Origin of the sequence: Mucilaginibacter pedocola, assembly GCF_002013915.1 — a bacterium.
In the GTDB taxonomy this organism is placed as follows: domain Bacteria; phylum Bacteroidota; class Bacteroidia; order Sphingobacteriales; family Sphingobacteriaceae; genus Mucilaginibacter; species Mucilaginibacter pedocola.
The window spans coordinates 168279-182869 of the sequence record NZ_MBTF01000004.1 but is presented as its reverse complement, the minus strand read 5'-3'; the positions used below and the strand labels follow the sequence as shown (position 1 = coordinate 182869).

At 43.4% G+C, this 14591-nt stretch carries 12 protein-coding genes; 7 read left to right on the top strand and 5 right to left on the bottom strand.

Annotation, left to right across the window (positions count from 1 at the left end):
- Nucleotides 1–17 precede the first annotated feature (17 nt).
- The 3 genes from BC343_RS07765 to BC343_RS07755 all read right to left on the bottom strand — a co-directional run bounded on the left by BC343_RS07765 (nt 18) and on the right by BC343_RS07755 (nt 5914).
- Nucleotides 18–848 (bottom strand): tyrosine-protein phosphatase, encoded by an 831-nt coding sequence (locus BC343_RS07765; protein ID WP_078347201.1) that lies wholly within the window; start codon nt 846–848, stop codon nt 18–20.
- 67 nt (nt 849–915) lie between these two features.
- On the bottom strand, nt 916–2499 hold the full coding sequence (locus BC343_RS07760; RefSeq protein ID WP_078347200.1) for a SusD/RagB family nutrient-binding outer membrane lipoprotein: 1584 nt from the start codon (nt 2497–2499) through the stop codon (nt 916–918).
- Between the two features lie 37 nt (nt 2500–2536).
- The gene (locus tag BC343_RS07755; protein ID WP_078347199.1) at nt 2537–5914 is read right to left on the bottom strand and encodes a SusC/RagA family TonB-linked outer membrane protein; all 3378 of its coding nucleotides are present in this window, start codon (nt 5912–5914) and stop codon (nt 2537–2539) included.
- Nucleotides 5915–6268: 354 nt separating this feature from the next.
- Between BC343_RS07755 and BC343_RS07750 the strand changes: the two genes are divergently transcribed.
- The 3 genes from BC343_RS07750 (at nt 6269) to BC343_RS07740 (ending at nt 8559) form a co-directional block, all read left to right on the top strand.
- Nucleotides 6269–7375 carry an SGNH/GDSL hydrolase family protein gene (locus BC343_RS07750; RefSeq protein WP_078347198.1) on the top strand — a complete coding sequence of 369 codons (1107 nt, stop codon included), beginning with the start codon at nt 6269–6271 and terminating at the stop codon, nt 7373–7375.
- Nucleotides 7376–7442: 67 nt separating this feature from the next.
- Nucleotides 7443–8075, top strand: coding sequence for an HAD family hydrolase (locus BC343_RS07745; RefSeq protein ID WP_078347197.1), 633 nt, complete (start codon nt 7443–7445; stop codon nt 8073–8075).
- A 7-nt stretch (nt 8076–8082) separates the two neighbouring features.
- Complete coding sequence (locus BC343_RS07740; RefSeq protein WP_078347196.1) at nt 8083–8559, top strand: DinB family protein; 477 nt, start codon at nt 8083–8085, stop codon at nt 8557–8559.
- Between the two features lie 88 nt (nt 8560–8647).
- Here BC343_RS07740 and BC343_RS07735 read toward each other — a convergent pair whose 3' ends face one another.
- Nucleotides 8648–9838, bottom strand: a complete 1191-nt coding sequence (locus tag BC343_RS07735; protein WP_238381725.1) for a proline dehydrogenase family protein — start codon at nt 9836–9838, stop codon at nt 8648–8650.
- Between the two features lie 148 nt (nt 9839–9986).
- On the opposite strand from BC343_RS07735, the gene BC343_RS07730 reads away from it, so the two are divergent.
- The 3 genes from BC343_RS07730 to BC343_RS07720 are packed head-to-tail and all read left to right on the top strand — an operon-like array spanning nt 9987 to nt 12155.
- The gene (locus BC343_RS07730) at nt 9987–10193 is read left to right on the top strand and encodes an RNA-binding S4 domain-containing protein (RefSeq protein ID WP_078347194.1); all 207 of its coding nucleotides are present in this window, start codon (nt 9987–9989) and stop codon (nt 10191–10193) included.
- Between the two features lies 1 nt (nt 10194).
- A complete protein-coding gene (gene aroB / locus BC343_RS07725) occupies nt 10195–11253 on the top strand; it encodes a 3-dehydroquinate synthase (protein WP_078347193.1) in 1059 nt (352 codons plus the stop codon).
- 2 nt (nt 11254–11255) lie between these two features.
- Entirely contained in the window at nt 11256–12155 is a 900-nt protein-coding gene (locus BC343_RS07720; RefSeq protein ID WP_078347192.1) for a sterol desaturase family protein, read from the top strand.
- An 18-nt stretch (nt 12156–12173) separates the two neighbouring features.
- Here the strand turns inward: BC343_RS07720 and BC343_RS07715 are convergent, their stop codons facing one another.
- Nucleotides 12174–12677: a hypothetical protein gene (locus tag BC343_RS07715; RefSeq protein WP_078347191.1), complete on the bottom strand. Its 504-nt coding sequence runs from the start codon at nt 12675–12677 to the stop codon at nt 12174–12176.
- A gap of 152 nt (nt 12678–12829) precedes the next feature.
- Here BC343_RS07715 and BC343_RS07710 point away from each other — a divergent pair, with 152 nt between their 5' ends.
- Nucleotides 12830–14587 carry a hypothetical protein gene (locus BC343_RS07710; RefSeq protein WP_078347190.1) on the top strand — a complete coding sequence of 586 codons (1758 nt, stop codon included), beginning with the start codon at nt 12830–12832 and terminating at the stop codon, nt 14585–14587.
- Nucleotides 14588–14591: the final 4 nt, after the last annotated feature.

Below are 14591 nucleotides of genomic sequence, written 5' to 3'. Positions count from 1 at the left end.
ATATATTAGTATTGTTCCTATTCCAGGTATTTACTTTTCAGCACGGTAAGCTGTTTATTATTCAGCCCCAGCTGGTTTTTAATAAAGTTATCTACCGAACCGTACTGCTTGTTTATAGCCGTAAACGTGGCATCAAGATACTCTTTTTTAGCCGCCATCATTGATTTTGCAGTTGCTTCCTCAACATGCAGCATAGCCATCATACCTTTTATCGAGCGGCTGTTCTCGGCAGTGCGGTAGTAGTTGGTGGCAGTGTAATCTTCTACAATGGTTTCGTAAGGCACGCCCAGGCTGTATAAGAACAAGGCAGCGGCAATACCCGTACGGTCTTTCCCGGCAGTACAATGGAACATCAGGCTCTCGTTATCGGGCACGGTAAGCAATTGGTCGAAGAAAGGCTTATACCTTGCCGTTAAATAACGCGTGTTACCGTAAAACGAAGTAAGCAACGAATCGCCCACATCTTTGCCTTTTGGCGCAGCAGCCATTTCTTTCATCCAGTTGCCCAGGCTATCGCTGCCGGCAGGCAACAAAGTGTATTTTACACCCGGTATAAGTTTATCAGGGGCCTGTGCCGATTCCTGGTTGCCGCGAAAATCAATATCATAAGCAATATTTTTGCTTTGCAATACGGCAATATCGGCATCAGTTAACTTACTAATATCGGCACTGCGGTATATTTTACCCCATTTGACGGTTTTACCGCTTTTGGTTTTATAGCCTCCCAGATCGCGGAAGTTTGCTGCCCCTTGCAGGGTAACGTGGCGTTTGGTGCTATCGGCAATTTGGGCAAAAGCATTGGCTGCAAACAGCGTTGCAAAGGCCAATACGGTTAGTAGTTTTTTCATATTTCCTATCAATTAAAAAAGCAGGGGCACTAAAATGTGCCCCTGCCGTTGTTGTTGTTTTGGATAATTATTTGATCAGCCACATATCTTTAAACACATCTTCGGTACCGCCGTATTGGCTGGTGATAGAGGCTTTATAGTTGGCATTGTTAGCGTTGATCTCGTCTAACGGGTATAACCAGCGGTGAGGTATCTTGCCACCTACTGTACCAATACCTACACCACCTTCGCTGAAAGCAGGCAGGCCTGTGCGGCGGTGGTTCATGAAGGCTTCCCAGCCCGAGTTCATGAAGAAGGCCACATATTTTTGCTGTAATATTTGCGCAAGCGCTGCTGAAGCATCAGCAGTATTGTAAGCAATATTGGCAAGGAAAGTAGCATTATCTGTAGCTACAGTACCCAGGGCTTTACCACCCACATCAGATACAGTAACGTTTGAGCTTGCACCGGTATTTAAACCAAAGTTTGCAAATGATGCTGTAACACCTTTATCGTACCATGCTTTTGCATCGGCAGCCGATAAGGATGAAGCCCAGCCACGGTTAATACCTTCGGCAATGTTGAAGCAAAGCTCCGGGTAACCAATAAAAAAGAAAGGCTCGGCGGTAGCGCCCAGGTTATTGGTGAAATAACGTGCGCCGTTAAAGCCAGAGTAGCTGCCTGCTGTGTTTTGCAGGGTAGCCAGCGCTGTACCCGGATCGGCACCTATATAGCTGCTGAACGAAGCGTAACCCGCAGCAGTAACAGGCGTTGCCACAACAAAAGTACGAGGGTCTTTGGTAGATGTGGTGATATCTAAGAAAGCTTTACCAACGTTTTGGAAGTTGTTATAAGAGTTGTTACCGGTAGCAAACGGCGGGTACTGGTTAGAGGCTACCCACTTGTACACCATGTTATCGGCATTCCCTGTCATGATGGGGTTGGCTGTAGCATTACCCACTATTGCAGCAAACTGAGTTTTAACATTCAGGTCGGCGGTGTCATCTGCCCTTTTGCTCAGGCTTATTAATATCCTTAAACGGTAAGTATTGATTAGTTTTTGCCATTGCAGGTTAGTGAAACCAAAAATGTCGCCACTATCAAATGCAGCTCCCGGCTGGCCCGAGGTTGTAGCCGTCATGATGGTGTTGGCATCCTCCAGCAATTTCAGCGAGTTTTTGTAAACATCTTTCTGGCTGTCGAAAACCGGGGTTTGGAAGGCAGGGTCGCCGGCTTGTGTCATCGGGATATCGCCCACACGCTGCGATAACCATACGGCCGCATAAGCACGGAAGAATTTAGCCACCGCAAGGTATTTGCTATTTGCGCCAACCTGGCTTTGGGCCTGTATCTCTAACTGCACAGCATATTTTAATATCTCGTAGCTATGCGCGCTATAGTTCCAGGTGTCTTCGTTGGTGCTCCAGTATTTGGCATAGTTTGATATCTGCATCTGTGCAGATTTGTACGGAATATAATCACTGCTCGAAAAAGGCATCTCATCCGCTCTTATCATCGTAGCAGTAAGGTGGTTAACTATCAGCGATACCGGCACAACCGAGTTGGCGTTGCCCGCGTTGGGGTTAACGTCAAGCTCGCCTTTTTGGCAGCTTGATACCGAAAGTACCAGCAAGAGGCAGGCCGAAATTATTTTTACTGTTATATTTTTCATTTTATTTCTTTTAATGTTTTTATACACGGTTGTCTCTTTAGAAGCTCAGGTTAACGTTGAAACCAAACCTGCGGAAGGTTGAACTTTGCAGAGCACCGTTTGCAGGGGCACCACCTGTTGTTCTGTCGGCAGAGTTGTAACCCGAAGCGTACTGGTCGATATCGAAATCTTTGCGTGCAGCGAAGTACAACAGGTTACGGCCAACCAGTGATAATGTTGCCGATTTGATGCCGGCTTTTTGCAGGAAGGTTTTGTTGAAGGTGTAACCGATAGTTACCTCACGCAGTTTAGCGTAGGTCCTGCTGATCATGAACGCCTCGTCGATTGATTTGATGGTACCGTTCAAATACCCCTGAACAGTTATTGGCGTTGTGTTAGGAGCAAACGTAAGCTCGTCGAGGTTAGAGATAACACCGTTCTCGTATTTTGGCGTGCCGCTTACTATCTTAACACCCTGGCCAAGTTCGTTACCAATTAAGGCAGGGGTTGGCGCTTGTGTACCTTGTTTAGTAGAGTTCCATTCAGCTAAACGTGCTGCACCAATAACACCTTGTACAGTTGAAAGATCGGTACCGCCCTGGCGTGCAGCGTAGTAGTTGTAGTCGTAAATTTTACCACCTACGCGGCCATCAAACTGGAAGCTAAAGCTCCAGGCTTTGTAAGAGAATTTGTTGTTGATGCCGAAAGAGTAATCGGGGTTAAGATGGCCCAGCGAACCGTATATCTGGCTGTTACCACCTGTAGCTTTTAACAAGTTACCGGTTGCATCGTATACCACATTGCCGCTTTTATCGCGCAGGTATTTGGTACCGAAGATCTCGTCTACCCTGTCGCCAACTTTATAGTTGTGGTTACCCAAAGCAAGGTCGGTACGGCCTTCTACACCAATATCGGTAATGGTTTCTTTGAAAGTAGAGATGTTGGCATTAATATCCCACGAGAAACCGTTAGGGTTACGGAACGGAGCACCGTTTAACGATACCTCGAAGCCCGAACGCCTTGTGGTGATCGCGTTAACATTTCTGGATGAATAGGTAGTTGAAGGGGCGGTAAGTAACGGGAATATTTGCGGGCCGTTCTCGGTATCAAAGTAGGTAGCATCTAAACCTAAACGGTTGTTCAGGAATTTGATATCTAAACCACCCTCGTAAGAAATACGTTTGTATGATTCCAGATTAGGGTCGGCAAGCCTGTTGTTGTAAGCAACCGAAGGCATATTGTTATAGTAAGTTGCAAAACTTACAGTATTTTGGTTATCATAACTTGGGCCATCGTAAGAGCTGTATAACTCTGTACCGTAGTTTAATAACGCAGCGGTATTTGTGGTACCAAAGTTAACCTGCTGGTAAGCTGTACCAACGGTAGGTATAGTTAAACCACCTTTCACCATAGCGGCAGAACCCCTTACTTTCAGGAAGCTGATTGCTGTAGGCAGTTCCACATAATCTGATATAGCCGAAGATAACGACACCGATGGGTAGAAATAGCCGCGTTTGCCCGGCCTGAAAGTAGACAGGTTATCATAACGGCCTGTGGTGTTGATGTTGAAGTATTTATCGTATCCAATATCAAACGAGTAAAAAGAGCTGTATATCTGCATCTTCGAACCCCAGGTATAGGTAAGCGGGGTTTGTACTGAGTTTGATAATACATATACGTTAGGGATGGCTAATGCCCTGGTTGTGCCATAAAAAGAGTTGTATTTGAACGAACGCTGGTTAGCACCTAACAAAGCATTAAACGACCATTTACCAACCGTTTTGTTGTAGTTCAACTGAAAGTCGGTATTGTTTTCGAACAGATCGCGGGTATCCTCGCGGTAGTCACCGTACCAGCCAAATTTATACCATGAAGTATAAGCATTTAAGTTGGCCGATGAAGGCACCTGCTCGGTACGTTTCTGGTTCCAGGTACTAATTTGTGTGCGTAAAGCAACATTCAGGTCGTTGGTAATTTTATAGTTCAGCCTTAAGTAACCGTAAATATCGGTTTTATCGTGGCTGCGCAGCCATTTTTCGGCCATGAACCACGGGTTATTTAAACGGCCATACTCTTGTGCGTACTGTACCAGGCCGGGTACACCCTGCGGGCCTTTGTAAATATCGGTAAGGTCGCGCACATCATAATCGGCAGAACCGTATACTTTAAACATGTAGATATAGCTGTTGGGGCCATAGCTCACGTCAGGAATGTTGGGAGTGTACTGTTTGTTAAAGTTTAAGTTACCCTCAACAGAAAATTTGGGAGTAATGTTATAGCTGGCACCCAGGTTAAAGTTATCTGAGTTAAGCTTGGTATTTGGCATTACACCTTTTTGGTACATGTGGGTATACGATGTACGTAAAGCGTAATTAGAACCACTGGCAGATATAGATAAGTTGTTGGTAGATATCATACCGGTTTGTATGAAGTTCTCCCAGTTATTAACACCACGCGCTAACCACGGCGTAGGAGTACGTTTGCCTGTTACGGGATCGTAAGGGCTATCGTACTGGCGCAACAGCTGGCCTTCAAAGCGCGGGCCGTACTCACCTAAGCGGTTAGCGTTGTCATACAATACATCTGCAGCAGGCAGGTATACGTTAGAGTTATCTTTTGCCTGGTACTCGTAGTGGTAACCGTTACCACGGCCATACTCGTTTTGTGGCTGCGGCGATGCGATAAGGCCACGCTCGAACAGCGTGCTGCTGTTAAAATCAACCTGCCAGCCTTTAGCATCTTTAGAACCTTTTTTGGTAGTGATAACAATAGCACCGTTAATACCCCTTGCACCGTAAAGTGCAGCGGCGTTAGGGCCTTTTAATACCGAGTACGACTCGATATCATCGGGGCTAACGTTCCAGGTATCAGAGTTAACCGGTGAGCCGTCAACCACAAAAAGCAAATCCTTGCTACCACGAAGTACCAGCTCGGGGCGGCCAAGCATTTCGGCGTTGGCACCAACGGTTAAACCTGCAACTTTACCTACTAATGAGTTGATAGGGTTAGGGTCGCGCGCCTTTACAAGGTCGGCACCTTTTACTTCCTGTACCGAATAACCTAACTTACGAACTTCCTTTTTAATACCATAAGCTGTAACCACAACTTCTGTTAAGGCTTTCGAATCGTTTTTCAGTTGAACAGAGATGTTTGTTTCGGCACCTATGGTTATTTCTTCGGTAACGTAACCGATAGATTTAATAACCAGTACCTGGCCTTTAGCAGCCGAAATTGTAAAACGGCCTTCAACACCGGTGGTGGTACCAAATGTTGTGCCTTTAACCATAACACTTACACCGGGGATTGGCTGGTTGTGGTCGTCGATAATGATACCCCTTATAGGGTTACCGGTTTGGGCGAATAATAGCTGCGGTATAACAAATGTTACGAGGGCTAAAATCGACCAAAAACAAGTTTTGAGTAGATTTTGTTTCATGAATATTTTTTTTCACGAAACTACCTTTGCAGTATTAAGGATATATTCAGCAAAAATGAACTATATTTAATGATATTGTAATAATAAGCCACATTGTTAACACAAATCATAATTACAAACACAAATTCTCATCCGTTTCTAATATCATTCTAAGCTAAATTTAATATTAAGTTCACGTTTAGCCACCCAATAAAATAACCCGCTTTAAATAATAGTTAACCAAGGCATTTTTATAAACAAGTTTTTATTGCCTGGGCGCTCCTGTTGCGCTTTTTAACTTAATTGCTAATTAAACACTAAAAGTTGGCTATTAAACTTCGCTGCCGTATAATTGCGTAAACCAATTGCATCGTAATGAATAAGCGCATCTGCACCATTCTAAGTGTATTTTTAACATTAAGTTCTCTTGCTTCGGCCAACGCTGCCCCCTTCGCCAAAACCGATACGCTGTATGCCGCAAAACTAAAACCTTATGGCAGGTACCTGTTCAACAAACAGCGCAAACTGGAACTGATCAGCTCGGCCGTGCACTTTGGTTTTAGCTTCAACGGCACCAAATGCGCCATTTATACCGAACTGCCCGACACCAACGGGCATAGCTACCTGCAATATGAGCTTGACGGTGTTTACCAAAAACGCGTACGCATAGGCGGCAGTGCTAACCAACCCTTAGTTATTAATGCATCTGCCGGCAACCACACTGTTTGGGTTTACAAAACTACTGAGGCAACAACAGGCGCCGTAATTATTTCAAAAGTAGCGGCCGATAAGGTTGCGCCCCTAAGCGTTACCAACGCGCCATTGATAGAATTTATTGGCAACAGCATTACCTGCGGCGCCGCGGCAGATGCGTCGGACGTGGTTTGCGGCGGCGGCGATTATATAGACCAGCACAATGCTTACATGGCTTACGGGCCAAGGGTGGCCCGCGCATTAAATACAAACTATATTTTAACCAGCGTAAGCGGCATTGGCGTTTACCGCACCTGGAATATGGACGGACTATCGATGCCGCAGGTTTACGAAAACACCGACCTTCAACTGAATAGCTCCAATAAATGGAACTTTAGCCAATACAGCCCTAAGATAGTGAGCATTGCCCTTGGCACCAACGATATGAGCAAAGGCGATGGCGTACATGCCCGCGCTCCGTTTGATACTACTACTTTTACCAACAAGTATGTAAAATTTGTGCAGTTGGTAAAAAGCAAATACCCCAAAGCGCAAATTGCCCTGCTAAGCAGCCCCATGATAAAAGGAAAAGAACGCATCGTTTTGCAAAACTGCCTTACCGCAATAAAAGCCAAGGTAGATGCCCTGTACCCTACGGATAAAAAGGTGGCAACTTTCTTTTTCGAACCAATGGAACCGCATGGTTGCAGCGCCCACCCCAGTGTGGAAGACCACGCCATACTGGCCGACCAGCTAAAACCCTTTTTTGCCGGACTATTGAAAGAATAAGGTTTCGTACGTATTAATTTTTGATGAAGCGGGCGGCAATGTAAAGCCGTTTACACATATTTGCCGTATGGAGAACATCAAAAACATCATATTCGACTACGGCAACGTTATTTTCAGCATCGATTTCCGCATAGCGCAGCAGGAATTTAAAAAACTGGGCATTACCGATGCCGAGGAGTTTTTTGGGCACCGCGCGCAAGACCAGATATTTGATAAGTTCGATCGTGGCGAAGTTAGCGCCGATGAGTTCCGTGCCTATGTGAAAGAAAAGATAGGCAACGCCGATGTTACCGACCAGCAAATAACCGACGCCTGGAACAGCCTGCTATTAGGCATAGCCCCCGGCAACCACGAATTACTGCTGCAACTGAAAGATAAATACCGCACCTTTTTGCTCAGCAATATTAATGATATCCACTACACTTATATCATGAAATACCTGAAGGATGAGTTTGGCTTTGATGGTAACGATCATCTCTTTGAAAAGGCCTACTACTCGCACCTGATGGGCAAGCGCAAACCCGAGCCGCATATTTTTGAACAAGTGTTAACAGAGAACAACCTTATTGCCGCTGAAACGTTGTTTATTGACGATAGCCCGCAGCACCTGGAGGCCGCTAAAAAATTAGGTATACAAACCTTTTTAATGACAGCGCCCGATACCCTGCAGGCCTTCGCCCAACGCGAACACTTAATATAGGCAAAACATGTACACTACCCTGCTGCACCAATACCAGCTAACACTTTCATCGCGCAATGCGCTTTTTGATTATTGCGAGACGGTAAAACCAGAGGATCTACTAAAGCCCCTTGCTACCATCAATAACGAGAGCATGGCAAGCCTGCTACTGCACGTAGCCAATTGCTATGTATTTTGGCTGGCCAACAGTGTAATGCAGGAGAAACATGCTTACTTTAAGGGAGATGAGCACCTTGATTTAACAGCTGTACGCAATGTCTACGGCCAGGTGGACCTGCTAATGAATGAATTTTTAAATCATTTTAAAGATTCGCTGGATGTTCCGCTACTCATCACCCGCCCCGATGGTTCGCAGCTTACCCGCTCCCCTTTCGAGATATTCACGCACGCTATAACGCACGAGTTTCACCACAAAGGGCAGGTAGTAAACATGAGCCGCCAATTGGGCTACACGCCGGTGGATACGGATGTGGTGAGAGAATAATAACGAATAATGAATTTCGAATACTGAACACCGAAGTTTTTCACTTCATTATTCGATATTCAGCATTCGGTGTTCGATATTAAAACTTTTAACCTCTACGTTTCTTTTCCTTCACTATCAAACTCAGCTCCCGGCTCATTTGCCCGGCAATGGCGGTGTTCTCCTGCGCACGGCGGAACAAGTAAGGCAATACCGCTTTTATAGGGCCATAGGGAACGTATTTGGCTACGTTGTATTTCGAGTCGGCAAGGTTAAAGCTCAGGTTATCGCTCATACCCAGTAGCTGCGAAAAATAAATGTGCGGATTGTTGTGGGCTATCTTTTTTTCATCTAACAGATCGGCCAGCAGGCGGCAGCTGTCTTCGTTATGGGTGCCGGCTACTATAGCAATTTTTTCTACGTGGTCGGCACAAAATACCAGGGCATCGTTATAATCGCGGTCGGTAGCAAATTTATCAGGCTGTATAGGCGATGGATAGCTACGTTCTTCGGCACGTTTGCGTTCTTTTTCCATATAGGCACCGCGCACTATTTTCGCTCCCAAAATAAAACCTTCATCCTCGGCAACTGTAAAATCGCTTATCAACGACGCCAGTTTATCGTGGCGGTAAAGCTGATAGGTGTTGTATACGATGGCTTTCTCTTTATTAAAAAAGCGCATCATATTAATGGCCAAATGGTCTATCGTTTTTTGTATCCAGCTTTCTTCGGCATCTATCATTACAGGCACGCCTTCGCTATGCGCCATTTCGCATATCTCCAGCACACGGTCCTGCACCTTTTGCCACTCTATCTGCTCGTCGGTATTCAGCTTCAGCCCCTCGTCCAGTTTCTCCAGCAAAGCAAAACGGCCTACGCCGGTCACTTTAAAAACCGTTAGCGGGATAGCTTTGTCTTTAGAGGCCTTTATAATGGTGCGGATGATCTCGTCGCGGGTGTTATCAAAAACGGTCTCGTCTTCCTCCCCTTCTACAGAATAATCCAATATAGTACCCACGCCGCCGTCGGCCAGGTTTTTGATGGTTTTATTACACTCTTCAATGGTTTCGCCTCCGCAGAAATGTTTAAATATGGTGGCTTTAATAAGGCTCTTAATAGGCATGCCTATCTTCATAAAAAAGTTAGTAATGGGAGGGCCTATCTTCACTAAAAAGTTCACGTTTATTACCTTAAAAAGCCAGTAGGCGCGGTTAAGGTCGGTATTGCTCGAATGTTTAAAAGCTATCTCGGTATTTTCGAAGGAGAGTTTGTTGTTCATGTACGTTAGATCATAGTTCATAGATGATAGTTCATGGTTCGGAGGTGATAGCTCATGACAGCGTCGCGCTTGCTATGAACTATGAACCATTAACTATGAACTGCCAAACGGCTGCAAAATTAATAAATTGATAACCCATTATTGTACGAATAGTTTATTTTTGCCCACCATGATAGAATTTAAGGTAGACGGCGACTACATCCCTATGATACAATTGCTGAAAGCGGCAGGCCTGGTACAAACCGGCGGCGAGGCCCAAATAGCTGTGCAATACGGCGAAGTAAGCTACAACGGCACTATCGACTACCGCAAACGCCTGAAAGTAAAAGCAGGCGACCTGGTTGAATTCAGGGGTACTACTGTCAAGGTTATTTAATATGGAAACGATACAAAGCAACGGCTACAACATTTACTTCGAAGATAGCCTTACCCAACTGGTTAAATTTATTGAACAAGGCAAATACTCGCGCAGCTTTGTTTTAACCGACGAAAATACTTCTGTTCACTGCCTGCCCCTGCTGCAACAATACCTGGGCGAAGATGGCAATTACGACCTGATAGAGATAAACGCCGGCGAAGAAAGCAAGAACATTGATTTTTGCGTAGGCGTTTGGAAAATGCTGATAGATTTTGGTGCCGACCGCAAAGCCCTGATGATAAACCTGGGCGGCGGCGTAATAACCGACCTTGGCGGTTTTGTGGCCTCAACCTACAAACGCGGTATCGACTTTGTACAAATACCCACCACCCTCCTTTCGCAGGTTGACGCCTCGGTTGGTGGCAAAACAGGTGTGGATTTAGATAGCATTAAAAACATCATTGGCACTTTTACACAGCCAAAAGCGGTGTTTATGGCTGCCGAGTTCTTTAAAACCCTACCCGATCGCCAGATACTATCGGGCCTGGCAGAGATGCTGAAACACGGTCTGATATGCGATGCAGCGTACTGGGATAAGCTAAAAACCAGCGACCTGAGCCTGCCATCGTTAGAGTTGGTACACCGTTCGGTAGAGATAAAAAACGAAGTAGTTACCGAAGACCCGCACGAACACGGCATACGCAAAGCCCTAAACTTTGGCCACACTATTGGGCACGCGGTAGAAACTTACTCGATGCTGCACGATAGCGACCCGCTTACCCATGGCGAAGCTATTGCCGTAGGTATGGTGTGCGAAGCCTGGCTATCAAATAAAAAAGCCGGCCTATCTGATGCCGAACTGGCTGAGATAGTAGAAGTATTTGGAAAGCTTTACCCTAAACATAAAATTGCCGACGACAGCTATCCTGCTTTATTTACTTTGATGCAGAAAGATAAGAAAAACCAGGGCAATAAAATAAATTGCACCCTGCTGACGCGCATTGGCCAGTTTAGTATTGATAATATCTGCACAGAGGACGAACTTTGCGATAGTTTGAGATATTACACTACACTCTAAAAATGCCCTCATTAGATGCACGTAGCGAAGCCGTAATTGTACTGATCACCCTGCTGGTATGCTTAACGCTGACCGAGATGTGGTTCAGCTACCGCGATAACCGGCACTATTACGAGAAGCGCGATACCCTTACCAATATTTACCTCACCACGCTGGCCTTCTTCATGAATATGCTGGTGAATGGTACCTCATTCTTCCTGCTCAGCTTTGCCTACAGGTTTAAGTTTACCGAGATAACCAACCCTTACGCCTATTGGTTTATACTGGTAGTAGCGCAGGACTTTCTATATTGGGTGCTGCACTATACCGGGCACTATTGCCGCCTGTTTTGGGCCATGCACGTAACACACCACTCGTCGGAGCATTTTAACTTCAGTACGGGTTTTCGCTCAACAGTTTTCGAGCCGTTATACCGCACCTTCTTTTACATGCCCTTGGCCTTGTTCGGCTTTAATGCTGTGGATATTTTATATGCCTACCTGCTTACACAGCTTTACGGCAACATTGTGCATACGCAATACCGCATACCGCTACCAAAATGGTATGCCTTTATATTTGTAACGCCGGCGCACCACCGTGTGCATCATGCATCAAACATACCCTATCTGGATAAAAATATGGGCATGATGTTCATCATATGGGACCGTATGTTTGGCACCTTTCATGATGAAGACGATGACGAACCCGTAAAATACGGGCTCACCCATCAGCCCGAGAACCTTGGCCCGGTAAATATCCTTTTCCATGAGTGGAAAGCCCTGTTGCACGATGTAAAACATGCGCCGGGCATCAAAAACAAATTTCTGTACTTTTTTAACCCACCCGGCTGGAGCCATGATGGCAGCACGCAAACAGCAAGGATGTTGCAGCGGGAGTATAAGAAGGGGCTAGTGAAAAATTAAAAATCATTAGAAACCAACTCACTTTATGGGATTCTGTGATGTATTTAGATAATCGTAAGTTTTTTTCACAACACTTAAAAGTTTCCCACTGGCTAAAAATTCAGGGGTTACAGCTATCGCGCCGCAGATAAAAGAGATGGCGGCACTAAGTTTTCTGCTTAAACTTAGATTTTTTTCGATAACGTCTGGACTACGCGCTTGTATACCCTTTATTATAATATGCACAAATTTATCGTCAAATTCGGTACCATGTGCAATTTGATTTCTCAACTTATTAAGTGCGTTCAATTCAGCTTTAAATTTTGTGCATATTCCTAACATGTAACCAAGCATTAATATTTGCGAAAAGCCGAACTTTTCGTCTTTATATTCCTCCTTCTCTAAGATAATCAGTCTGATTGCTCGATTTAAACTTTTTTCAACAAGAACCTGCCCGCGAATAACCACGCTTTCAATTTCGGTTAATTGGGTAAAAGATTTTGCATGCTCATCTGCAAGGTCATTTATTTCATCATTTTCCATTTTGTGATAATAGATTAATAAGATAAAGAAAAAGCCCGGTATTTCCGGGCTTAAATTTCCTAGGGTCGGGCTCACAGCAGAACAAAGTTCTTTTAGATCTTGCCCTTCCCTTTATGTATCTTTGAGCATAAAAAATGCTTTAATTCAGGTTTATGCAAATATCTAAAATAAATACGACACCTGCGCCTCAAATTGCGGAAATTTTTTTTGTCGAGAAATGCCTGGAGTTGTTACATCATAGCACTATAGAATCATATAGGCTTCCATTGCACAATCCTAAAACAATTTTAAAAGAGATTATTCAAGTTACTAAAAGTCTAAATTTAGAAGAAATAACCAATGTAGAGCACATAACGCTTTTATCAGATGAAATTCAAGCGTTGTTTGAAAAGGAAACTTATCTAAAGTTCAATAGGATTAGTACAAAATATTTCAATTCTATTTTAAAGAAAAAAGACCCAAATGAAATCTTTTACACGGTAAATCTTGTCATAGAGGAAAATAAAAATTATTCGTCGGATTTATTTGATTTAATTACAGCAGAAATTACGCGTTTAAATAGCCTTGGAACCATATTAATAAACGAATTAGCAAAGCTCAATCAACTCATTCCATTCTTTCTAATAGAACTTCGAGATAGGGGTTATTCTAAAAGATATATCTACAAGTTTATTAATCAAATTTTCTACTCAAAATCTATTACTAATTTCCCCTCACGACTCAATATTATAAAAAGTTTAATTAACCGTGCGCCGGAGAATTTTGATGTCGTTATTGGATTCAAACTCAACCCTGGTATTGGTGCACAACTTGTTATACTTGATCCAGTCCTAAAGAAGCTTGATTCAATTTCCATAAAAGCAATCATAAAGAAAACCAATACTAGAATACGGGAATATTTTTCCGATAATCCTAAACTGGTGTTTTATATAGTTCCCGTAAAAGCGTTGGATTATTATCAAGCTTCATATTTGGTGAGAAAAGAATTACAACTAGCTTTGGATGTGTTATTCATGGGATACAATAATGATGACTTCAACATACATCAAATTTGTGTTGTTATCGGTAGCGAACGCTCGCATTTAGCCTCGCTTCAAAATCTTGATTTTCAATTGGAAGGACACTTTCGTAGTGAGCAAATTCTTTACGATACATTTTCAAATAAAATAAGTTCAATTAAAACTAAGAATGTATCTACCGATACTATTAATAAAATTGAAGCTGCCTTACGCTATTTAAGAAGTGGCTCCGAGGCCAAAGAAATTGAAAATAAGCTTCTTAATTTTTGGATAGCAATTGAATATTTTTTTTCATCGAGAGATGCAAAGCATAGTAAAGTAAAACGAGCTCGTGACTACATGAAGAAAATTCATGCTGTAACATATTTCAAAAGACTGTTAATAGATTTCCATAAAAACATACAATTATATAATCTAACAGATTTAATACCGGCTTACGCAAGTAACTTAGATTATCTGAAAGATATTGCCAACTTTAATTTGATTAGAAATAATATAAGCACTCCAGGAATAGCTTGGAGAGCTCACGAACTTCAAACGAGAATAAAAGATAAGTCTGCGATCAATACAAATTTGATTAGGCATGCGCAAAAACTCGAATGGAACCTTCTAAGAATTTATCGTCAACGAAATGCAATAGTGCACGCAGCCAACAACAATTATGACATGTTGGATATTACCTCACACTTAAAGTATTACTTAGTCTTTTTAATAAACTCAATCATAGATTTCATCAACGAAACCCCGACAGATTTGAACATGGATGGGAAACTGTCTCTTGATGACTTCTTTTTATTAAAGCACATTGAGTTTGACAATCTTATTTTAGATGTTACCGGAGATGTTGCAAAATTATTATCGCAAAAACATCCGTTAGAATATTTGAGCTAAATCA